Origin of the sequence: Streptomyces pseudovenezuelae, from assembly GCF_029892565.1 — a bacterium.
GTDB lineage: Bacteria > Actinomycetota > Actinomycetes > Streptomycetales > Streptomycetaceae > Streptomyces > Streptomyces pseudovenezuelae_A.
In genome coordinates this window covers 689,496-710,038 of sequence record NZ_JARXVH010000005.1, presented here as the reverse complement: position 1 = coordinate 710,038, position 20,543 = coordinate 689,496, and the positions used below count along the sequence as shown (strand labels likewise).

20 protein-coding genes and 3 pseudogenes are annotated in these 20,543 nt (G+C 68.9%); 8 read left to right on the top strand and 15 right to left on the bottom strand.

Translation table 11 applies throughout. The annotated features are described in order from the left end of the window. Positions 1 to 6 precede the first annotated feature (6 nt). Both M2283_RS19675 and M2283_RS19670 read right to left on the bottom strand, forming a co-directional pair. Entirely contained in the window at positions 7 to 1,515 is a 1,509-nt protein-coding gene (locus tag M2283_RS19675) for an FAD-dependent oxidoreductase (protein WP_280877577.1), read from the bottom strand. Positions 1,516 to 2,010: 495 nt separating this feature from the next. Continuing rightward, positions 2,011 to 3,107, bottom strand: a pseudogene (locus M2283_RS19670) (IS30 family transposase); the annotation flags it as partial. 329 nt (positions 3,108 to 3,436) lie between these two features. On the opposite strand from M2283_RS19670, the gene M2283_RS19665 reads away from it, so the two are divergent. The 4 genes from M2283_RS19665 (at position 3,437) to M2283_RS19650 (ending at position 7,451) form a co-directional block, all read left to right on the top strand. Continuing rightward, a complete protein-coding gene (locus M2283_RS19665; protein ID WP_280877655.1) occupies positions 3,437 to 3,862 on the top strand; it encodes an ATP-binding protein in 426 nt (141 codons plus the stop codon). A gap of 967 nt (positions 3,863 to 4,829) precedes the next feature. Beyond that, positions 4,830 to 5,162, top strand: a complete 333-nt coding sequence (locus tag M2283_RS19660) for a MerR family transcriptional regulator (protein ID WP_280877576.1) — start codon at positions 4,830 to 4,832, stop codon at positions 5,160 to 5,162. A gap of 60 nt (positions 5,163 to 5,222) precedes the next feature. Beyond that, the gene (gene trhA, locus M2283_RS19655) at positions 5,223 to 6,026 is read left to right on the top strand and encodes a PAQR family membrane homeostasis protein TrhA (RefSeq protein ID WP_280877575.1); all 804 of its coding nucleotides are present in this window, start codon (positions 5,223 to 5,225) and stop codon (positions 6,024 to 6,026) included. A 186-nt stretch (positions 6,027 to 6,212) separates the two neighbouring features. Next, the gene (locus M2283_RS19650) at positions 6,213 to 7,451 is read left to right on the top strand and encodes a PP2C family protein-serine/threonine phosphatase (protein ID WP_280877574.1); all 1,239 of its coding nucleotides are present in this window, start codon (positions 6,213 to 6,215) and stop codon (positions 7,449 to 7,451) included. A gap of 92 nt (positions 7,452 to 7,543) precedes the next feature. Here M2283_RS19650 and M2283_RS19645 read toward each other — a convergent pair whose 3' ends face one another. Beyond that, complete coding sequence (locus tag M2283_RS19645; RefSeq protein WP_280877573.1) at positions 7,544 to 7,870, bottom strand: hypothetical protein; 327 nt, start codon at positions 7,868 to 7,870, stop codon at positions 7,544 to 7,546. Positions 7,871 to 8,125: 255 nt separating this feature from the next. On the opposite strand from M2283_RS19645, the pseudogene M2283_RS19640 reads away from it, so the two are divergent. Next, a pseudogene (locus M2283_RS19640) lies at positions 8,126 to 8,870 on the top strand (hypothetical protein). A 189-nt stretch (positions 8,871 to 9,059) separates the two neighbouring features. Here the strand turns inward: M2283_RS19640 and M2283_RS19635 are convergent. Continuing rightward, positions 9,060 to 9,698, bottom strand: a complete 639-nt coding sequence (locus tag M2283_RS19635; protein ID WP_280877572.1) for a DUF6879 family protein — start codon at positions 9,696 to 9,698, stop codon at positions 9,060 to 9,062. Beyond that, the gene (locus M2283_RS19630) at positions 9,691 to 9,960 is read right to left on the bottom strand and encodes a hypothetical protein (RefSeq protein WP_280877654.1); all 270 of its coding nucleotides are present in this window, start codon (positions 9,958 to 9,960) and stop codon (positions 9,691 to 9,693) included. The genes M2283_RS19635 and M2283_RS19630 overlap by 8 nt, the downstream gene beginning before the upstream one ends. A gap of 230 nt (positions 9,961 to 10,190) precedes the next feature. Here M2283_RS19630 and M2283_RS19625 point away from each other — a divergent pair, with 230 nt between their 5' ends. Then, a complete protein-coding gene (locus tag M2283_RS19625; protein WP_280877571.1) occupies positions 10,191 to 10,601 on the top strand; it encodes a hypothetical protein in 411 nt (136 codons plus the stop codon). Next, positions 10,598 to 12,733: a tetratricopeptide repeat protein gene (locus M2283_RS19620; protein ID WP_280877570.1), complete on the top strand. Its 2,136-nt coding sequence runs from the start codon at positions 10,598 to 10,600 to the stop codon at positions 12,731 to 12,733. The genes M2283_RS19625 and M2283_RS19620 overlap by 4 nt, the downstream gene beginning before the upstream one ends. Before the next feature lie 822 nt (positions 12,734 to 13,555). Here the strand turns inward: M2283_RS19620 and M2283_RS19610 are convergent. The 9 genes and pseudogenes from M2283_RS19610 to M2283_RS19570 form a co-directional block, all read right to left on the bottom strand. After that, positions 13,556 to 13,825 carry a gas vesicle protein K gene (locus M2283_RS19610; RefSeq protein ID WP_280877653.1) on the bottom strand — a complete coding sequence of 90 codons (270 nt, stop codon included), beginning with the start codon at positions 13,823 to 13,825 and terminating at the stop codon, positions 13,556 to 13,558. A 77-nt stretch (positions 13,826 to 13,902) separates the two neighbouring features. After that, positions 13,903 to 14,088, bottom strand: a complete 186-nt coding sequence (locus M2283_RS19605) for a gas vesicle protein (RefSeq protein WP_280877569.1) — start codon at positions 14,086 to 14,088, stop codon at positions 13,903 to 13,905. Then, complete coding sequence (locus M2283_RS19600; RefSeq protein WP_280877568.1) at positions 14,085 to 14,930, bottom strand: GvpL/GvpF family gas vesicle protein; 846 nt, start codon at positions 14,928 to 14,930, stop codon at positions 14,085 to 14,087. Before M2283_RS19600 ends, M2283_RS19605 begins: the two co-directional genes overlap by 4 nt. Beyond that, the gene (locus tag M2283_RS19595; protein ID WP_280877567.1) at positions 14,920 to 15,285 is read right to left on the bottom strand and encodes a gas vesicle protein; all 366 of its coding nucleotides are present in this window, start codon (positions 15,283 to 15,285) and stop codon (positions 14,920 to 14,922) included. The genes M2283_RS19600 and M2283_RS19595 overlap by 11 nt, the downstream gene beginning before the upstream one ends. Beyond that, the gene (locus tag M2283_RS51945) at positions 15,282 to 15,713 is read right to left on the bottom strand and encodes a gas vesicle protein GvpG (protein WP_432423098.1); all 432 of its coding nucleotides are present in this window, start codon (positions 15,711 to 15,713) and stop codon (positions 15,282 to 15,284) included. The genes M2283_RS19595 and M2283_RS51945 overlap by 4 nt, the downstream gene beginning before the upstream one ends. A 76-nt stretch (positions 15,714 to 15,789) precedes the next feature. Next, positions 15,790 to 16,503, bottom strand: coding sequence for a GvpL/GvpF family gas vesicle protein (locus M2283_RS19585; RefSeq protein ID WP_280877566.1), 714 nt, complete (start codon positions 16,501 to 16,503; stop codon positions 15,790 to 15,792). A gap of 660 nt (positions 16,504 to 17,163) precedes the next feature. Then, positions 17,164 to 17,388 (bottom strand): annotated as a pseudogene (gene gvpJ / locus M2283_RS19580) (gas vesicle protein GvpJ); the annotation flags it as partial. 277 nt (positions 17,389 to 17,665) lie between these two features. Then, positions 17,666 to 17,995, bottom strand: coding sequence for a gas vesicle protein (locus M2283_RS19575; protein WP_280877565.1), 330 nt, complete (start codon positions 17,993 to 17,995; stop codon positions 17,666 to 17,668). A gap of 351 nt (positions 17,996 to 18,346) precedes the next feature. After that, complete coding sequence (locus M2283_RS19570; RefSeq protein WP_280877564.1) at positions 18,347 to 18,814, bottom strand: hypothetical protein; 468 nt, start codon at positions 18,812 to 18,814, stop codon at positions 18,347 to 18,349. 156 nt (positions 18,815 to 18,970) lie between these two features. Between M2283_RS19570 and M2283_RS19565 the strand changes: the two genes are divergently transcribed. Then, complete coding sequence (locus tag M2283_RS19565) at positions 18,971 to 19,129, top strand: hypothetical protein (RefSeq protein WP_280877563.1); 159 nt, start codon at positions 18,971 to 18,973, stop codon at positions 19,127 to 19,129. A 444-nt stretch (positions 19,130 to 19,573) separates the two neighbouring features. Here the strand turns inward: M2283_RS19565 and M2283_RS19560 are convergent, their stop codons facing one another. After that, complete coding sequence (locus M2283_RS19560; protein ID WP_280877562.1) at positions 19,574 to 20,461, bottom strand: replication-relaxation family protein; 888 nt, start codon at positions 20,459 to 20,461, stop codon at positions 19,574 to 19,576. Between the last annotated feature and the right edge of the window lie 82 nt (positions 20,462 to 20,543).

The window sequence follows — 20,543 nt, the reverse complement described above, 5'->3', positions numbered from 1 at the left end:
CTCGGGTCAGTCATTGACGAGGTCGGTCTCGGCGTACGGCGAGTTGCCGGCGCGGGTCTGGCCGGTGAAGTCGGTGCCGGGCGGATCCTGCTGGTCGTCGAACCCGCCGGGCACGACTGTGCGTCCGAGCCGCTGACGCACCTTGTAGCGCGCGATGCCGAACCAGAACCGCACATCGGTGGTCATCTCCCTGAGTGACATGTCGAGGTTGAAGACCTGGGCGAACGTCCGCTCGACGTAGGCGTCCTCGCGGCTCGTGGCGTTGATGGCGTTGAAGACCGGCCAGCTGAGGCGCGCGGCCAGCTTGCGGCGCCAGGGAGCGACGACCTCACTCCCGGTCGCGAAGTCATATGCCTGGTCACGGGCCATCGCGAGCATCCAGGGCACGTCGAGTGACTTCTTCTGCCGGGTGAGGAACTCGCGGAAGAAGGCGAGGTCGAGGACGTCGTGGCCGCGCAGCATCTCGGCGAGGATGAGCGCGGAGCGGGCCGCCGAGCTCATCCCCTGGGCGTAGAACGGGTTGAACGCGCAGATCGAGTCACCGACGCAGACCAGCCCGAGCGGGGGCTGGTCGAGCAGGTCGAAGCGGCGCCACTTGTTGCCGGTCGAACGAGTGAGGTGCACCCCGGAGGTCGGAGTGCAGGCACGCGTCGCCTGCCCGAACGACCTGGCCCGCACGCGGTCCACCGCGGCCTCGAAGGTGTTGACCTCGCGCGGCATCCGGATGCCCCACGCCCCCATGCACACGATGGCGCGGTCACCCTCGATCGGGAAGAAGTTGCTGAGGAATTCGTGCTCCTCGGGATGGTCGCCGGCGTCCTGGGTCGGAGTGATGACCAGGTGCTTCCACCACCACGCCGGTGGACGCCGGTCGGCGGGCGGCAGGTCGTACCACCGCGACGTGTAGGTGACCTTGGCGTCGAGGGTCTTCTCCGGCGGCGTCGGCCATCCCGCCGTGCTCAGCCAGTCGGCGACGGAGGAGCCGCGCCCCAGCGCGTCGACGACCAGGTCGGCGGACAGGTGGCCCGAGTCGTCGCCCGCGCGGTACTCGACTCCCTCGACGCGCCCGCGCGCGGTGCCGCCCCCGGTGGAACGAAGTCCGGTGACGGTCACGCCCTCGCGGATCTCGATGGCCGGGAGCTCGCGGACCTTGTCGCGCAGGACCCGCTCGATGAGCACGCGGGAGCTGTAGACCATCGTCATCGACCCGGCCTTGCGCGGGGCCCAGCCGGCGTTCTCGCAGTACGCCGCGTCCATCGACGGCATCAGGCGCATCCCGCCCGCGGCGATCAGTGCCTCCTCGAACCCAGGAAAGATCTCCCCAATCGCGCGACGCCCGGAGTTGAGGAGGAAGTGCGGGTGCTTGCTCTGCGGCACGCCCCGCCGATGCTGCGCGTCCGGCGGGAGCCGGTCCTGTTCCAGGACGATCACCTCGTCGAAATGCCTCGCGAGCACTCCCGCGGCGCACAGCCCCGCCACGCTACCGCCTAGCACCACGGCCGTCTTTCCCCGCATGTCGCCTCCATTCATACATCTAATGACTGAATGTATGGGCGGAGGGGAAGGTAACAGGTACGGTCTGAACACGCCACCCTTCCCGTGAGACGTCGGGGCCGGCGGAATGACCTCCCACGGTCCAGCGGGGGCAATGGCCGGCTGGGACGCCCACGTGGCCTTTGATGCAGGGAGGCTCCCGCCGCTCCGCTTCCGGCCGACATCGTCGAGGTAGAAGAACCGCTTACGGCATCAGCCGCCACCAGCTGTGCGACGGTCACCACTACCGCTGGGCGAAGATCGACCGACCTCCGCTTGCAGAGTTCCCCGTCGAGCTTGAGCGGCGCAACATTCCCAGGTTCTCCGTCGCAGGACTGCCACCGCTGGCCGCGCTGGAGTTCCAGTACCTGCTTCAGATCCGCGCCGACCAGGGCCGCTCGAAGGTGAGCCCCAGTGCCTGGGTCCGCGCGGAGAACACCGTCATCACTGAAGGCGTCACCTCCGTACGACTTGGGTTCAAGGAGTCGTCGCAACACTTCCGTTTTGTGTTGACAGATAGGTGGCTGTTGAGAGTCTCCGAGGGTGTTCTCCGGCCAAGGGGCTTACGGGGGTCTGCTGTTGAGGGCAGCGGCGCCGGCAGCGAGGTCCTCGCGGGTGTGCCTGCTGAGGTCGGTGCCCTTCGGGAAGTGCTGCCGGAGCAGCCCGTTGGTGTTTTCGTTGGTCCCGCGTTGCCAGGGGCTGTGCGGGTCGGCGAAGTAGATCTCCAGACCTGTGTCCATGCGGAGCTGGGCGTGCTGCGCCATCTCCGAACTCTGGTCCCAGGTCAGGGACTTGCGGAGCTGGGCGGGCAGGTCGGCGACCGCTTCCGCAAGGGCATCGCGTACGGTCTCGGCCCCGTGACCGGCCGGCGCGGGGCCGTTCTTGGCCCGTGTGCCGCCGTGGCCGGGCATGGGCGGCAGGTGCAGCAGCATCGAGAACCGGCTGGTGCGCTCCACCGGGGTGCCGATCGCAGAGCTGTTCAGGCCGATGACCAGGTCGCCCTCCCAGCGGCCGGGGACCGCCCGGGCCTCGGCCTCTGCCGGCCGCTGGCTGATCAGTACCTCGTCGGTGACGAACTTCTTCCCCCGGCCGGCGGTGCGGGCCCGGGGAACCCGCAGCGCCCGGCCGGTGCGCAGGCAGGCGACGAGCTCACGTTTCAGCGCTCCGCGGCCCTGAACGTAGAGGGCTTGATAGATCGCCTCGTGCGAGATGCCCATGGACTCATCGTCGGGGAAGTCGGCCCTCAGCCGATGGGAGAGCTGCTGCGGACTCCATGAGGTGGCCCAACGGCGGTCCTGACGCTTCGGCTTGTTGCGTCCCTTCCGCCGGGGCGCCGCAGGTCCCGGCACCGTGGTGCTGTCCGGGTGGCAGAGCTCTCCGGCCAGGCGTTCCTGGACGTATCCGTGCAGCCGCTCGTGCCCGGCCGGCTTGGACAACTTCGGCCGTCGCGCGGCCAGTTCGGCCTTCCATTGCGCGGTCGAGGCACGGTAGGCGAGTTGTCCGTTGCGCGTGGCCACGTTGCGCCGCAGTTCCCGCGAGATCGTCGAAGGCTGCCTTCCCAGCCTGTGGTCGATCGCGCCGTGCACGCTCACGACGAGGACGCCGTCGACCACTTCGGGCTTGACGGAGAACCGGCCCGGCCGGTCTTCCTTCGGGATGTCGCTCACCGTCTCCTCGACTGCGCCTGGGCTGGCCCGGGCAGGGCGTGCGCGGATGATCCTGCCCCACCGCCCAGGCGGAATGCACTCGGGTGCCTGCCGATGCCTGCTGAACGACGTGCCTTTGCCATGTATGCAGGGAGGGTGGGTACTCGCGCACTCGTGTACGGGGAATGAGGGCGAGGCCAGTGGGATTCGATGCCGATGCCGACGGGGACAGCCGTAGGGCCGCGAACGGATACCTGATGCGCGCCGGCTACGCCCTGAGCGGGTGCGACGGCTGCATCGCCGAAGCCCGCTACCGCGCCGTCGCCTTCCTCGAGAAGGCCCAAGCCGACCGTCACCTGCCCGTGCCCGCTCGTGCGAGGGACCTCACCCAGTTGGTGGTCAGCGAGCTGGTCACCAACGCCCGCAAGTACGCTCCCGGCCCTGTCCTGCTGGAACTGTGCATCGGCGTCCGCGCCGTGGACGTCGTCGTGTGGGACAGCGACCCCACCATGCCCGCTGCCCGGGCCGCCGATCCCGACCGGATCGGCCAGCACGGCCTGGAAGTCGTCAAGGCCGTCACCGAAGCCCTGTTCATCGAGCAGGAGCCGGCCGGCAAGCGCATCACGGCCCGCATCGCCCTGTCCGACGGCCCCGGTGGACACGCCACCAGTCGCCACCCCTAGTGGCAGACAGCGCGCTCCCCCTCGGCCCGTCGCCTTGCCATGACGGCCTGTCCCAGACGGCCCACGGGTCCCCAAGGGGGCCCCTTGAGGCCCGGCTGGAGGCGCGCGGTTCAACGAGACCGCGACGCGTCACGCGTGCGCCGACCGGTCTCCGGTTGGCCCCTCGGTCTTCCTCGGCCTGGGCGGACTCCATCTGGGGCCCTTATCGCTGCTTGAGGCCGATTACCTCCCCATCGGACACACAGAAAACCTGTGCTGGCTGGAGTAGACATTGGGCGGTGGTGTGGTTATGGTTTCTCTCGTAGCCCAGAGGGACAGCAGGGCCTGGCAGACACGAACTGCCAGGCAGTAGTACGTAGTTGCAGTGCGCAGGACGGTGCGGTGGTGGAGTTCCAGAGCCAGGGTTGTTGCAGGACGGCGATGGGACTGACGACCGGACCGGGTGGCCCGCAGTGATCAGGGGCCGCCGTGAGCAGTACCGCAGTGGCAGTACTTGTAGGTGCGGTTCGCGGTACTCAGCAGTGAAGTCAGTGAGCGGTACCTCGGTGAAGGCGTCGGCTGCGGGCGCGCGCACCGGGAGGTTCGGCGGTGGGGTTCCAAGCCAGGGCAGACGCAGGACAGGCGACGGGGCTGGCTGCCGAAGAGTGGCGCTGTCACAGGCCGCTGAGCAGGTCGCATCACCAGCAGTACGCAGTGGAGCAGCGCCCAGCAGTGAGGGAATGAACGGAGGAATTGGGCGCCATCAGGATCGCCCGGGCGGCTTGTTGAGTCCGGGTACCGCAGGACATCGATAGTGAGGTGGTCTCCGGTCGAGCAACCGCGATCCCAGCATTCCCGGCAGCGTGTCGGCCGGGTGTGCGGTGACAGAAGGCCGGCGCAGCAACAGGGCCGGCAGATGGTGTAGCAGTTCCTTCGGGCCCTGGCGCCGTACGGCGCCAGGGCCCTCCACGCGTTCCAGAGAGGTCAGATGACAGCAGACGACTCGTACCGCCGTCTCGACGATGATGACTACCCCGCCTACACCATGGGCCGGGCCGCCGAAATGCTCGGCACCACCCAGGGCTTCCTGCGCGCCATCGGCGAAGCCCGCCTCATCACCCCGCTGCGCTCCCAGGGTGGACATCGCCGCTACTCCCGCTACCAACTGCGCATCGCCGCCCGTGCCCGGGAACTCGTCGACCAGGGAACCCCCGTCGAGGCCGCCTGCCGCATCGTCGTCCTCGAGGACCAGCTCGAAGAAGCCCAACGCATCAACGCCGAATACCGCCGCACTGCAACCCGGCACCCGGCCGACGTCTGACCCGCACTCCACGGCCACCGCCGGACCGCACTCTTCCGCCGATATCAAGAATATGAGCGCATGATCGCCGAAGATGCCCAGCCGCCGGTAGGCGGACGGGAGTTCAAGTCCCGCCCCGGCACCCCGCCCGACACCCTGTCTACCCCCTCGTCTGACGCGCGTGCTGACGCGATCGGCCGGCCGGCTGCCGGGCAGGTAGCCGTCGGCCTGGAAGGCGGGGTGCAGCGCGCGGCGGCTGCGCTGAAGCCGCGGATGCGCGGCTGGCTGCACGCCGGCGTGTTCCCCCTCGCGCTGGCCGGCGGGATCGTCCTGATCGCCGTCTCGCGCACGGGCGCGGCAGTGGCGGCCTGCGTGGTGTACGCGGTGTCGGCCTGTCTGCTGTTCGGTACCAGCGCCGTCTACCACCGCGGCACGTGGGGTCCGCGCGGGGAGGCAGTCCTGCGGCGACTGGACCACGCGAACATCTTCCTGATCATCGCCGGCACCTACACCCCGCTGGCGGTACTGCTGCTGCCCGAAGGCCAGCAGAGGGTGCTGCTGCCAGTGGTGTGGGCGGGCGCGCTGGCCGGAATCGCCTTCCGCATCCTGTGGATCGGGGCTCCCCGATGGCTGTACACCCCGTGTTACATCGCGTTGGGCTGGGTGGCCGTCTTCAACCTGCCCGACTTCGCGCGCGCCGGCGGCTCCGCGATCGTCGTACTCGTCATCGCCGGCGGTCTGCTCTACACCGCAGGCGCCGTCGTCTACGGACTCAAGCGCCCCGACCCCTCACCGGCCTGGTTCGGCTTCCACGAGGTCTTCCATGCCCTGACCATCACCGCCTTCACCGCGCACTACACCGCCATCCTCCTCGCAGCCACCTGACGTGTTAAGCAGCGGGCAGAAGTCGGGCCCGGTGGTGAAATTTGACCTGTCCGGGTACCGGGCTCGGCACAGGTCTTCCACGTCCTACTCGGCGAAGTCCTGAGCGCATCGAGCAATGGAGGAGTCGCTGTGACCGTAGGAAGACCGGATGGTAGGCGGGTCTCTCGTCTTCCCCGGGGCGGGGCGATGACGTTGGCGGGGACGTTGGAGGCGGCGGAGGCCGCGGCGCCGGTGGAGTCGCTTGATGTGGTCGCGCGCATGCTCCAGGAGAGCCTCGGGGCCGTGTCGGTGTCGTTCTTGATCACCGACTTCACCGGAAGTTCGGTCGTACGGCTGGGTGCGGCGGGCAGCATCGACACTGATGAACCCGCCCGGCGCATCATGCTGCGGGGCACCCCGTACGACGATGTGATCCGTACCCAGCGGCCGGGCGTGGAGGACGAGGGCGAGGGCGGTCTGGTGCGGATCGTGGCTCCGGTGACCAACCGCGGGGACGCCATCGGGCTCCTCGAACTGTTCTTGCCGGCGGCGCCGGACGCGGAGGTGATGCGGGAGATCGGCGAGACCGCGCACGCGCTGGCGTACCTCGTCATCGCGAACCGGTCCTTCACCGACGTGTACCAGTGGGGACGCCGGACCAAGCCGCTGAGCCTGGCCGCGGAGATCCAGCATCGGTTGCTCCCGGCGTCGCTGGCGTGCGAGGCGGCGCAGTTCGCGGTGGCCGGGGCGCTGGAGCCGGCCGACCACGTGGGAGGTGACACCTTCGACTACGTCATCGACCGGGACACCGTCCAGCTCTCCGTCACCGATGCCATGGGGCACGATGTCGAGGCCGCGCTGCTGGCCACCCTTGCGGTGGGCGCCCTGCGCCGGGCCCGGCGGGCCGGTGCCGATCTCGCCGAGCAGGCCCGCCAGGCCGACCAGGCCATGCGAGAGCACGGCCACAAGGGCTACGTCACCGGCCAGCTCCTGCGTATCAGCCTGCTTGACGGCAGGACCGAGTTCGTCAACGCAGGGCACCCCTGGCCGCTGCGGATGCGGGATGGGCAGGTGCGGGAGATCACTCCGACGGTCGATATGCCGTTCGGCGTCGACGCCCCTCATACCTACCGGGTCCAGTCGCTGGACCTGCGTCCGGGCGACCGGCTGGTGATGCTCACCGACGGCATGCTGGAGCGCAACGCAGGCAGCCTCGATCTGTCCGACCTGATCGTGCGCACTCGCGCGCTGCACCCCCGCGAGGCCGCCCGCACCCTCATCGCGGCGATCGTCGACGCCAACGACGGCCACCTGCAGGACGATGCGACCGTCATGTGCCTGGACTGGCACGGCACCAACCACTTCCAGCGGGACGCTGCAACCGGCGCCGACCTCACTGACGCCTCACGACCGTCAAGGACGGGGCGGACCACTCCCGGGCGATGACCCTGCGGGTGGCGCCGGCCAAGCAGCGGGAGGCCCTTGCTGCGCTTCTGCGGGGCGTTGTGCGTCGGCCCGGCCGACGCACAACGCCGCCGTCAGAAGGTGGGAATGTCGGTGGGGGAGAGGTCGGGGCGGGTGCGATGCCAGAGTGCGGGGTGGCGCCACCGGCCGGAGGCGTCGCGGGCGACGTCGATGCCGACTTCCACCACCAGCTCAGGTTCCACCAGCGTGACATTCAGCGTCTCCTCGGTGCCCCACCCTGCGGAGAAGGACCAGTCTGTCCACGGATGCCCGCGCCGCCCCGGAAGGAGCAGGCCGGCGACCGCAACACCCGCCGTCCGGGCGAGGGTGGTGGGAGGGCCGGCGTACTGAAGGCGTCTCACCGACGGGCGGTAGGCGTCGTCCAGCTTCTTGAAGACCACACCCCCTCCAACCCGACCGACGCTCACGTGGCCACTCGCGCACGACGTCGGTCTCGGTCGTCGACGGACACAGCACCCACGTCGCCGACAGCCGGCGAGCGGCGAACACAGACTCCAACGCAGCCTTGCGCCAGTGCGGCCATCCGGTCGTGTCCGTCCCGGACAGCCGCAACAGATCGAACGCGACGAAGTGGGCCGGCCACTCCTCCGCAGCCCCTCATCCGTCGTCAGATCACCGGCGTGAGTGGCTCCGCGATGCTGGTGGGGGCGGCAAAGCTTCCGGGCGTACGTATTAACAGGGAGGCGTACCTGCGAAGTGCGCTGGCTCGCCACTGCTCCGAGGACGACATCCGGCGAGCGGTAGAGGAGAGCCCCGCTGCGGCGGGCATCACTGTCGAGGTTCTCGACAAGGCGGCCAACGACTCCATCCGCTTCGAAACCGGCAAGGTCAGCGCTCTCTCCGCCGCTGCCGGGCTCCCAGGCATCATCGCCCTTCCCGCCGCTGTGCCCGCCGATGTGGCCCAGTACATCGGCCACATGCTGCGTATCGCGCAGAAACTCGCATACCTCTACAGCTGGCCCGATCTGTTAACCGATGAGGGTGATGACGTCGATGACGCGACCATGGGGGTGCTCACGCTGTTCTTCGGCGTGATGTTCGGTACCCAGTCGGCGAACGCCGCTGTGGGGAAGGTCGCGGGGATGATGTCGGAGCAGGTCGCCAAGAAGCTGCCTCAGAAGGCACCCGCTCAGGGTGTCATCTACCCGATAGCGAAAAAGGGTCGCGGCTTACCTGGGCGTCGAGATGACAAAGCAGTCCTTCGCGAAGACCGTCTCGAAGGCCATCCCTCTCATCGGGGCCGTCGTCTCCGGCGGACTGACTCTTACGACCTACCTTCCGATGGCCAAGAGACTCAAGAGGCACCTCTCCAGCTTGGAGCTGACGAAACCGTCCCTCCGAGTTGTCGATGTGGATGGAGAAGTCGTGGAAGACCACTGACCTTTCGCCACAGCGCACGCTGAACAGCGCGACGCGGACACCACTGTCACCGTGGTGCAGGAATCGCAGGCTTGACGCCGGAAGCGGGCTCCTGGCTGCCGAAGGGGTAGCCGATGCGGCGAGCGCTCTCGTCATCGCCGGGGCGGTGATCTGTTGGCATGAGAGCGTGCTCTGCACCCACCTTGCTGATCACCGCAAGCCGCGAAAACCCGTCGGAGCACCGGACACCTGGGGCGGTGCCAGGGTGACGATCTCCCGGTCGAAGAAATCGTAGAAGCCCTCGCCCCGCTCATAAAGCGCATCGAATCCCGCGTTTGTTTCCCGGATCAGTGAGCGGTCGACGCAACGGTTGGCGCCGGCCGCATTTCCGTCCTCGTCGTAAACGACCTCATACATGGCCGCATTGCCGAGAATCACTACCTCTGGAACCGGGCGATTCCGCTCGATGTTCGAAATATCGCGAGCGTCGAGAACCTTGATGTCATCGCCCAGGTCCACGCGTACGCGCAGGACGAACAACTCCCATTGCACATATGGCGTGATCGGGAATTCCACGACGCGAAGGCGGCGGTGCGTGACACCCATTCGCGACGCCTGACGGAGTTCCTGGGCGTAGTCCTCGCGCCTCTCGTCGGCCAGGGACAGTGCCCTCTCCCAGTCGCCGTCGGCGAAGGCCTCCCAGCTCGGGAAGCCGCGCTCCTTGAAGTGCTGGCCGCGCTCAAGCTTGTTGAGGAAGGGGATCCCGCTGGCGTAGACCCGGCCGAAGTCCGCGTGATAGGTGGGGCGGTCCAGGCGTTCGGAGGCGCCACCAGGGAAGGAGTCAAACACTGGGGATGTCCGGCTTCGCCGCGATGAGCATGTTCCTGGGGATGACCACGAGGCGTTCGTCCGACCCGATCGAGACACCGTCGGGCAGGTTCGTGCCGAGCGACTGGGTGAGGTCCCGGCCGATGACGGCGATGTCGCCATTGGTGAGTTCCCAGATGTCCGGGCAGTCAGGAGTGCCGGTTGTGTTTCCTAACTCCTGAGGTGTTTTCCCCAGTCGCTGTTTGAAACTTGTGTCCGGATCTGCTTCCCATGGCCTGGCCATTTTCCATCGCCCCCTCGAACGGTTGAGATGCTTCACTGTAGCCTGCACCGGGCCTGCCTGGCCATGTGTCAGGCCCGTCCCGTAGGGGTAATGGCGAGGACTGATTCCTCCTTGTCTCATGTCGCTCAAGGGTGGAATGATATTGATCGGAAAGAAAATCAGGTCAACACCTGGCAGGCGATACTTTCCCGCTGTGCGGTTGGAAAATCAGGTGAACGGAAGGGGTGGCTGTGGACCCAGAAGTGGCCTCGCTCGCACAGAGCGCGGGAACCACCTTGGTCACGTTGATGGCGACCGATACTTGGCACCGTGTGCGTGACGGGATCACACAGCTCTGGCGCCGGGCGCAACCCGAGCGCGCCGAGACTGTCGCCGCCGAGTTGGAAGCCGGCCGTGAGGACGTGCTGGCCGCCGTGGCAGCGGACGACCAGGAGACCCTGGACGAACTCCGCCTTCAATGGCAGGAGTTGGTACGGCGGCTGCTCGTTGCCCGGCCCGACGCCGTCGAGGAACTGCGTGCACTGCTGGACCAACTCGATCCCGATGGAACGGCTGCCCGGCAGATCACCCAGCACGCCACCGCGTCCGGTCAGGCCCGGGTCTACCAAGCGGGACGTGACCAGCACATCGCAGAGCGATGACGGGCGGGACGGACGGCCACGCCGAAGACCAGGGGCGTGTCTACCAGTCGTCGGGCGACCAGCACATCAGCGAACACCACCACTACGGCCATGACGGGCCGGAGCCCGGCGGACCGGACTCGGTGCGCCACCCGGCAGTCGGGCGGCGTCCTGTCGTGCTGCGCGACCGCAGCGAGGTGATGGAACGCCTGCGGACGAGCGTCCAGGCCGAGCGCGGCGGCGAGGTCTACGTGCTGTACGGCATGGGCGGCTCGGGCAAGACGGCCGTCGCCTGCGCCCTCTTCCAGGAAGTCACCGGAGAACACGGCCGGGTGGGCCTGTGGGTCAACGCTTCCGACCGTGCCAGCCTGCGCGCCGGCATGCTCGCCGTCGCCGCCGACCGAGGAGCGGGCGACGGCGAACTGCTCGCCGCCCGCAACGGCCTCAGACCGGCCGCCGATCTCGTCTGGCAGCATCTCGACAGTTCCGCCGAACCCTGGCTACTGGTCCTGGACAACACCGACGAGCCGGAGATCCTGCGGGACGGCAGCTGGCTCCGTACCAGCCCGCGCGGCACGGTCCTGGTGACCACACGGCGAGCGGCGGCACGGTGGTGGCCGGGCGCCGAGCTGCAGTACATCGGCGTACTGCCCCGAGAGGACGCCGCGCTCGTGCTGCGCGATCTCGCCCCCCACAGCGGCACGACGGAGCAGGCGGCGCAAGTCGCGGACCGGCTCGGGCGACTGCCCCTCGCCCTCACCCTGGCGGGCGGCTTCCTCTCCCACCAGGTCCTCGACCCCTGGACGATGGACGCCTACGGGGACCAGCTCGACGGAGACGAACGGGTCCAGCTGATCGACCAGGGAGCCGACGCCCTGTCCGAAGCAGACCCCCGACACCTGGTCGGCCTGACCTGGCAGCTGACCCTCGACGCGTTCGAGGTACGCGGGCTGCCCGAAGCAGTCGCCCTGCTCAGACTGCTGTCCCGGTTCGCCGCCGAACCTCTGCCGCTGACTGTGCTCAACCACGCCGACGTCGGCACCGCACTGCCCCGGGCCCGAACCGAGACAGCCCTCAGGGCCCTCCTCGACCAGTCGCTGTCCGAGCTGGTCGACGCCGTCGGCGTGCGCTGCGTACAGAGTCATGGCGTCCTGCTCGACAGCGTCTCGGCGGCGACCCCCGCGGACCTGGTGCCCGCCCTCGACATCACGGCCGTCCGGCTGCTCGACGCGGCCGTGCCCGGCGTACCCGACGCGGGGCCCCACGATCCGCGACTGCGCTTGCTGGTACCTCACGCGCTGGCCCTGCTGAGGCACATCGGCGCCCCGTCCGCTGCCGACGCCCTGGCCGTCGCGACGCGGCTGTCGGTCGCCCTGCACCGGACCGGTGACTACCTCTCCGCCTGGGAGACCGCCCGTAGCGCGGCGGACCTCGCGCAGCGACTCCTCGGCGCGGACCACCGTACGGTCCTGGCCGCCCGCTCCCGGGCAGCTCGGGCACTGTTCCGGCTGGGCAGGTACACCGAAGCCGAAGCGGCGCTCCGCGCAGTCCGGACCACCCAGGAGCGCCTGTTCGGCACCGACGACCCCGACACCACCGACAGCGGCTACGGCCTCCAGCTCGTGCTGGCGAACCTCGGCAGACGCGAAGAATCCGTCGCGCTGCTCCGCGACACCGTCGCCGGGCGCCGCTCGGCGCTGGGCCCGACGCATCCGCTGACCCTGCGGGCCCGCGCCAGTCTGCTGGAGATGCTGCCCGCCGCCGAAGTGGTGAGCGAGGAGGGCGGCACACTGCTCACGCTGCCGTCGGAGTGCGATCGGTTCCTTGGTCCCGACCACACCGTGACACTGGGCGCCGGACACAACCACGCGTGGGCGCTGTACCTTTTGGGCCGCGTCGACGAGGCCGACCGCGAGATCCAGCGGGTCGCCGAGACATACGTACGGCGCTTCGGGCCCGAGTACCCGATCGTCCTCGCCGCCCGGCAACTCCTCTCCCGGACCCGGGCCGCGCTCGGCCACATGGAGGAGGGGATCGGGCTGATGACCGACGTCGTCGAGCGACGCGAACGCGGCCTGGGACCCGAACACCCCTTCACGGTCGCGAGCCGACAACTGCTGGACGCCTACCGGTCAGGGCGATGGCGGCCATAGCGTCCTTCCGGGGGCGGGAGCGGCCCACACGGACGGTGCGCGGGGGTATACGGCATGGGCCCGTTGGGAGTTCCGAGGTAGGGCGCTGTGCGCAGGCCGTACAGGTGACTTTCAGTACGAGGGGGACGAAGAGTGCAGCAGACGCCGCGAGCCCGTCTCCCCTGACCGGCCGATGCCGTGATCGTCGTTTTCCGCCCGGCGCCGCATCATCAAGGCCGCTTGCATGACGTCCGGTTCGTGATCATCCGAGGCCGAGGAGTGCAAGGGGACGTCGAGGGTCGCGGGCGTTGCGGCGGAGGCTCGCCGCGATGTTCTTCGCTCCGGCCGTGCGGAGGGTTCCGATGGCGAGGTTGTATCAGGTGGCCGATGCGCGGGGCGTGTTGCCGGTCCGCAGCCGGGAGGCGTCCTCGGCGAGGGTGGTGTCGCGGACGTGGTGCGCGACACCTCATTCACGGCGACGTATGTCGGGCCCCTCAGCCGAACGAAGAGCGAAATCAAGGCGACCTCGGACACTCCCAACTGAAGATCAACGACTACAAGGCGTAGTTGGCTCACGGGACTTCCGCCAGACCCAAACAGCGCCGCCCTAGCCATGGAGATCTGGGGCCGGTGGCAGCAGCCGGGCCTGCGCCGCACCGGATTTCGTCCAGGAAAGCTGCTTCCAGCGGCTCCTTGCGCCGAGGCGCCTGCATACCGCTCTGCTGTCGTCGGCGAGGCAGGTCGTGTTCCCGCCGAGGCCGCCGTCCAACGGTCAGGCCGTGCCCGCCGGGATGCGCCCGCCAACGCAGTCGCTGCAGCCGCTGTCGTTTCTGGCCGGCAGTCTTATGAGCGGCTCTCCTGGCGTGGCAGGAGAGGGCCGAGTGGGCCGAGGTCGAGGTTGAGGTCTTCGGGGCTCAGGTCGTAGCGCTCGCGCAGTTCGGTCATGCGGTCGTCGAGGATCATGAGTGTCATGCCGATGCGTTCTTCCTGTTCCTCGGTCAGGTTGTTTCTTTCGACTCGGCGGATGGCCTGGCGTTCCATGAGCTGACGTAGTAACTCCACGACAGTGAGCACCAGCCGGACGAGGTCGCGTTCGACGGTGTCCTTGTCCAGGTCGAGGCGCCGGGGCGCGGAGTCCGGAAACGGTGCTGGTGTCGACTGGGTGCCGGGGGCGGGTTCGCTGTGTGGTGTCACGTCAGGATTCCTTCGGTGGCTGCCTCGACCGAGGTGAGCAGGGCGCGCAGTGAGATGCGGACCAATTCCACGTCGGCGATGCAGAGGCTGAGGTCTCCGGTGATGACGACACCGCCGGCCAGGAGCCGGTCGAGGAGGTCCACGAGAGCGACCTCTGCTTGGGGCGGGGGGTCGGTTGTCACGGTGTTGTCCGCACGGTCGCGGGGTCTGTCCGTTCGGTCTGTTCCGGCGGGGGCGGGGCGAAGGAGTACGGGGCCCAGGGGCCGGTGATCTCGACTCGGATGCCGGCCGTGTCGGCGGCGAGTGCCGTAACGCGGTCCTGGAAGGTGCGTGTGTGCTGTCGCGGGATCAGGTAGGCCGCGTTGACGATGTTCTCCCCCGGTGCCGCGGACAGGGTTGCGGGCTGGGGACGGTGGTGGCGTACGTCGGTGGCCCAGTTCTCTTCCGTGAGCGTGCGGTCCACTTGTGCGCCGAGGTCGGCGGCGGCCTGGTGGGCCAGGTCGTGGCCGTCCCGGCTCGCGCGGCGGGCGCGCAGGTACTCGCGGCCGGAGCGTGGCCGGTCCGCTGGGGGCGGGGTGGCGGCCGGGGGGTCGGCGTAGATCTTGACGCCCCATTCGTCGTGGCCCTTCAGGTGGTTCAGGGTGGTGCGGAAGTGGCTGTCGTCGTTGTGCAGGCGTCGCAGCAGGCTGTTGTCGTCGAGGTACACCGTGGCCAGCCGCAAAGGCAGCAGTGCTGTGTGGGAGGCGAGTGCGGCGATCACCTGGTGGTGGGCACGGGCCAGGCGTTCCAGGTCGGTGAGGTCGTCGAGCCGCTGGGCGAGGACCTCTTCGGTGAAGGTGTGGGCGGGTACGTCGCTGACGGCTGCGGCCGTGTGGGTGCCGTGCAGGATCCGTACCGGCAGGCCGTCGACGCCGCGCAGTTCCCGGGCGGCCCGTTCCGCTGCCTCGTTCTGGAGCAGTACGGCGTACGCGTAGACCGTCTCGGTGAGCTCTGCCGGGGGTGGGGGGTGGGGTTCAGAGGTCATCGGGTTCCTTCAACCGGGCGTTGAGCGAGTGGAGTTCGGCGCGAAGGCGTGCGTTCTCGGCGGCGAGCTCCTCTGTACGGGCGAGGTCGGGTGGCGGGGCGGGGCGTGCGGCGCGTGAGGACAGCGTCGGGTCGTGTTCCCACCAGTCGATGCCCATCTCGCGTGCGGTGTCGACGGAGACGATGAGTAACCGGAGCTTGATGGTGAGGAGTTCGATGTCGAGGAGGTTGATTTTGATGTCTCCTGCGATCACGACGCCTTTGTCGAGGACGCGTTCCAGGATGTCGGCCAGATTGCCTGCGCTGCCCGGTTGGGGCGAGAGGGCAGTTGGCCGTCGTGTGAGGGCGTCGGTCACGGGGGGCCTTCCTGGAGTGCAGGACCGTCGGGTGGTGCCGGGCCGTCGGGGCCGCCCAGGTCATCGAAGGGGGCGGGGTGGAACGTGTCGCTGTGCGCGGGAGCGGCGGCCGGATCGCGGGAACTGTCGGGGTCATCGTGGGCTCGGGGTGAGGCGTGGGCTTCCTCCGCGCCGGGGTCGGCCCAGTCCTCGGTGCCGGCGGCCGTGATCTGTTCCAGACGGTCCAGGAGTTCGTCCTCTCGGAGGCCGAACTCCTCCTCGGTGATGCGGCCGGCCAACAGGTCGGCTTCCAGTTCGGCCAGTTCACGGTGGATGGGGGCCGGGTCGGCGTACTGCCGCTCCGCCTCCTGCACCACTTGTTCCAGCACCCAGCCGACCCCGCGCAGCGGAGCCAGTGGCAGGCCGAGCAGGCTGCCCAGCAGGCCCATACGGCGCTCTCCTTCCGGTCAGGGAGGCAGTGGTGGACAGGCGGAGGTACGGCGTCCAGTTCACGCGGTCGCGCGGTCAGACGAAGCTGTAGGGCGGGAGAGGGCCGGTCACCCGCAGTTCCAGCCCGTGCCCGAGGCTCTGGGCGACCTGGTCCACGGACGCGGCGAACGCGTCGGCCCGCCCGCGTTCGATCAGCAGGCTCAGGTTCAGGAAGACCTCGCCCGTCGGATCGCCCGCGGCGGTGCGGTGAGCCAGCGGCTCCAGCCGGTGGGCGATGTCCCGGGCGTGCTCCGCCTGCAGCGCCTGGACCCCGGCCGCGACGACCGTACCGAGGGCCACCTGGTCGTCGTGCGTGCCTGAGCCATCCCGTGTGAGGGCGCTCAGGCGCCGGGCTTCGGGACTGTCCCGCAGGACCTCCCGCACGGCGGTGTCCTCGTCCTGAAGGGCCTTGACGTTGAACTCGACGCGGTCCTCGACCTCGCGGAGCCGGTCGGTGAACAACGACTCCTGGTCCGCCAGGGCGCGGCGTACCGCGCCGTCGTCGGGGGCGAGTGTGCCGAAGCGCAGGGGTATCACGGCACCCGCGGCGCCGAGCATCAGCAGCACTTCCTGATGGGCAATCAGGTCTCTTCGTTTGGCGCGCAGTTGCGCCGGCGCCTCGCTGACGACGGCGGCAACCCGGGCTGCCCGTACCGCCCGCAGGGGCGCGGGTGATGCCCCGATACCGGTGGCACCCTCGACCGGCAGCGGATGGTCCGCGTCCGTGACCGCATAGAGGTAGAGCGGCATCCCTCAGGCCTCCCCGCCCTGCTGTCCCTTGCCGCCCCGTGGCTTGCCGGGTGCGGCGGCGGGAGCCTGCTCGGCGGCAGGAGTCTGTACGGGGGGAGCCTGCTCGTGACCGGCCGCGGGCGGAACCGAGGCGCCGGCCGACTCCTGCCCGGCACGCACCGGCTCCTGCTCCACCACACCGACCTCGCCGGCACTGTGTGCCGCGAGATCGGTCACCGGGGCCGCGGTGCCCGCCGCCGGGACGACAGCGCTCACACCGGACGCCGCCGGAACCACGGATCCCACCACGGTCGTTGCCGCCGGGGCCACAGCCCCGACCACGGTGCCGGCCGTCCGGCCCACCGTGCCGACCACGGTCGGCGCCACGCCCTGGACCAGTCCCCCGACGGTCGGGGTGACGACGCCGACGACGCCACCGACCGTCTGACCGACCGCCCCGAGTGCCTGCCCCACCGTCTGTCCCAGGTTCCCGACGACCGGGACCGCAGTACCGGTACCGGACGGCCAGGCGGTGACGGGCTGCCCCTGCATGACGACAGTGCCGGGAGCGGGCGCTGCCGCGACGCCCGGCGCAACAGCCGCCTGGCCTTCCGGTGCCACAGCCGTGGGCAGGGCCGGTGCGAACAACGCGGGCGCCGGAGTCACCACGGGAGTACCGCGGTTCTCCAGGTCCAGGCGATTGGTCGCCGCCGCGAAACGCAGATACGTGTCGACGCTGGCGATGACGATGCGGATGTCGACGCGCAGGATCTCGATGCCGATCACCGACACCCGGATGAAGACATCGATCACGAGTCCGCGGTCAAGGATCAGGTCGAGGATGTCGTAAAGGCCTCCGTCGGTCTTCTGGGCACGGGGGGCGGCGGTCTGGGCGAGCACGGTCATCGGTGAGGTCCCCTCTCAGAGGTGGGGCGAGGGCGTGCGGAGCGGTCGGCTGCGAGGCGGCCGTCGGTGGAAAGGCTGGCGTGCGGTCGGCGTAGGGCAGCCGGAGCAAGGTCCCGGGCCGGTACACCGGATCCAGGGGGCGAGGGCGTCGCGGACATGGACACCTCGACAGCGGGCGGAGCGTCGTGCACAGGGGGTTGGAGGCTGGCCTCCGCGTCGAACAGAGGGCGGGGACGGACCGCCGTCGCGGCCGTCGCGCGGGCCGCCTCGCACGTCCTCACTGCCGGTCGACCTGACCTCGGGTGTAGCGACGGCTGCGGGCGTAGCCGAGGAGAAGGCCCTCGGCGTCCAGTCTCACCCGGTAGACGGCAAGGACGCTGGTGGAATCGGGGATGCGCTCCAGCTCCACGACCTCGACGTCGACCTGCCAGCCCGTCCCGTCGCGGCTGATGGCCGAGACCGATTCCGGTGTACGGCCCAGAAGTTCGGCGAGTTGGGCGCGCGCGTTGCGCATCGCGCCCACGGCATCCCCGACCACCGGGGTCCCCGCGGCGGGTGGCGCCGGCGCCGAGTGCGGCGCGGGGTCGGGTAAGTCGCTCGTGCTCATAGTTCGTCCGGTCCGTCCCACTGGAAAGTACGTCCGACAGGTCGCGACGTGCTGGCGGGTCTTTCGGGCGTTCTCCGAGCGCGACGTCCGACATACTCCGCTCCACCAAGAGTCATGCACATGATCTCAACACATCTTGACCGCGCAATACCCACAACTTCTCCACATCAAGCACGCGAATTTCCGTAACCCCGACCGCCACACACGACAACCGCATCCACCAGAGGCCCAGCGAAGGACAATCCGGGCCATATCCAGGTGGCAACAGGCAACAGCCCGCCGGCGACGCCCGAAGTCGCCGAAACCCCGACGCGGCTGGGTGTCACCGGGCAGGTCGTTCTCCGACTGCGGTCACACCTGTTCTTGGTAGACCCTGATCTCTGCGGGGTCCAGGTGACGGACGGTCGTCCAGACTTCCTGGCGGGCAAGGTCGTCGGCCCACCGGTCGAGTTCGTCGTCCGTGTCGTGGAAGAACCATGATTCGACATGCCCAAGTGCCTTCAGTCGAGGCACGGGTTCGTACAGAAGTTCGCAGTGCGGCTGTATGTAGTGATCGTGCTCGTCAAGCGTGTCGTTGACCTCGAACTCCCTGACAAAGTCCAGCGTGAACGCTGGCGGGCGTTCGAATGTGTGGGTCCCGTACTGGAAGAGAGGACCGTCGGTATCGGGCGTGTCCGTGGTATCGAAACGTTGCGATCCGAAGCGTATGAACCTGAACCATGCCTCGTCCGAGGCCAGTTGAGCGAAGGACTGTCGCCCGGAGCCCAACTCGCGTCGAAGCCACTCCTCGACCCGGCCTATGGGCAGGCTCCCCGACATCCCCGTCTTTCACGGTCTCGATGGAGTTCGCTGTACTTGCCGGTGATCTTCCCAGCCCGCCACGACCGTTGGCGTCGGCAGTCACTGGGTGCGGATCCCGGGGGCGTTGCCGGACGCTATTGGAACAGGGTCATCTTGGGGAGGAGTTCGCATTGGGTGTGGCTCTTCTGCGGTGAGCTGGTGATGCCGTTGCCGTTCATGGTCGGACGGCGGATCGTCGTGTACCAGGACGCGGCCTTGGAGGCGGCGATGGTGTCGTGGCTGGAGGAGCTCGATCGGCGGGAGGCCCGTTCTGCTTCGCGGTCACGCTGGTGACGGCTTGGACCGCCTTGATGTTGGTCCTGCCGGTCTTGCGGTCGGTGCGCCGGCGCTTGAGCTGTCGGCGCAGCTTCTTCTGGGTGACTTTGACGATCTGCGCATCGCCCGACCAACGACGCCCAATGATCAGGCACTCCGCGACAGACCAGGTGCGCAAACGCACCGTGGGCCCGTTGGTTGGGGCGACCATGAGCCCAACCACGGCAGGTAGGCGGGCGGCTGCGCAGACTGCGTGCCGCCCGTGTGCTCTGGCTGCGCAGCCGTCCACGCGTGTTGCGCAACCACTGCGCATTCGGTGCACAGATGGTTGCGCATTGCTGTGGTCGGGGCTGTGGTCGGGGTCATGGTCGGGTCTACGGAGTTGTGGTTGGGCTCTGCGCAGTCGCCACACAGAGGCGGTGGGCATTGCGCAGCGGCTGCGCAGGCCGTCTACGGGTATGGCTACCAGCTCCAGGCGACCGCGGGGTCGGGGTTCTGGACCGGGTGCCACACGGGCTCAGAGGGGCCCTCGGTGCGCAGGTCTGCCAGCGCCGCGGCCATGACGGGGACGGTCTGCAGGAAGAGGGCCAGCGCCGGGTTGTCGACGGCCGCGTGCAGGGCCCTGATGCGGGTGATGACGCCGGCCGGCCCGGTGCCGTCCAGGACGAACAAGACGCGAGGGAAGAGCGGATAGCGCTGCCGCCATTGCTCCTGCACCGGCATCTGCCCGATGCGCGGTCGGCGCTGTCCCGGGGAAGCGGGGATGTAACTGTGGAGGCGGGCGTAGGAGGTAAGTTTCGCGGCCAGACGTTCCGGGCCCATGGTGGCCCGGTCGACCTCGACGAAAGCCCGCAGCATCGGTCCGTCGCCGCCCTCACAGCCGCGCCGGTAGTACATGAGCGCGTCGGGGATGACGGCCTCGCCGCCCCCGATGGAGTGGTAGACCTCGGGGATCCAGTCCAGCGGCCGGCACAGCTCACCGCGGCGGCGGGCGTGCTCCAGGAAGATCAGCGCGGTCTCGGTCACCGTCAGCGTGTGCCCGACCCGCAGCCGTGCGGCGGTCGGATCAGACACTGTTCTCGGTGGCCGCCGCCCGCGCAACTCCGGCCACTCGCACGCGACCTGCACACCGTAAGGAGTGGGAAACCACACCCGCAGCCGCCCCGCCCTGGGCAGGGTGATCCGATCGATCAGCCCCTCCTCGCGCAACTTGGCCAGCCTGCGCCGAGTCTGCTCGCTGCGCACCTCCGGGGCGATCACCCGCTGCATCTGCTCGGTGGTGGCCATCCGGTACTGCACCAGCACCGCCAACGCCAGCCGATCCCTACTGCCCACATCCACATCCGTCATCGCCGGCCCTCTCTTCAGTACAGGGCGGCACCGTTCTGTACGGCGCCGCGTGTACCGGCCACGACAGCGGCCAACCCCGACC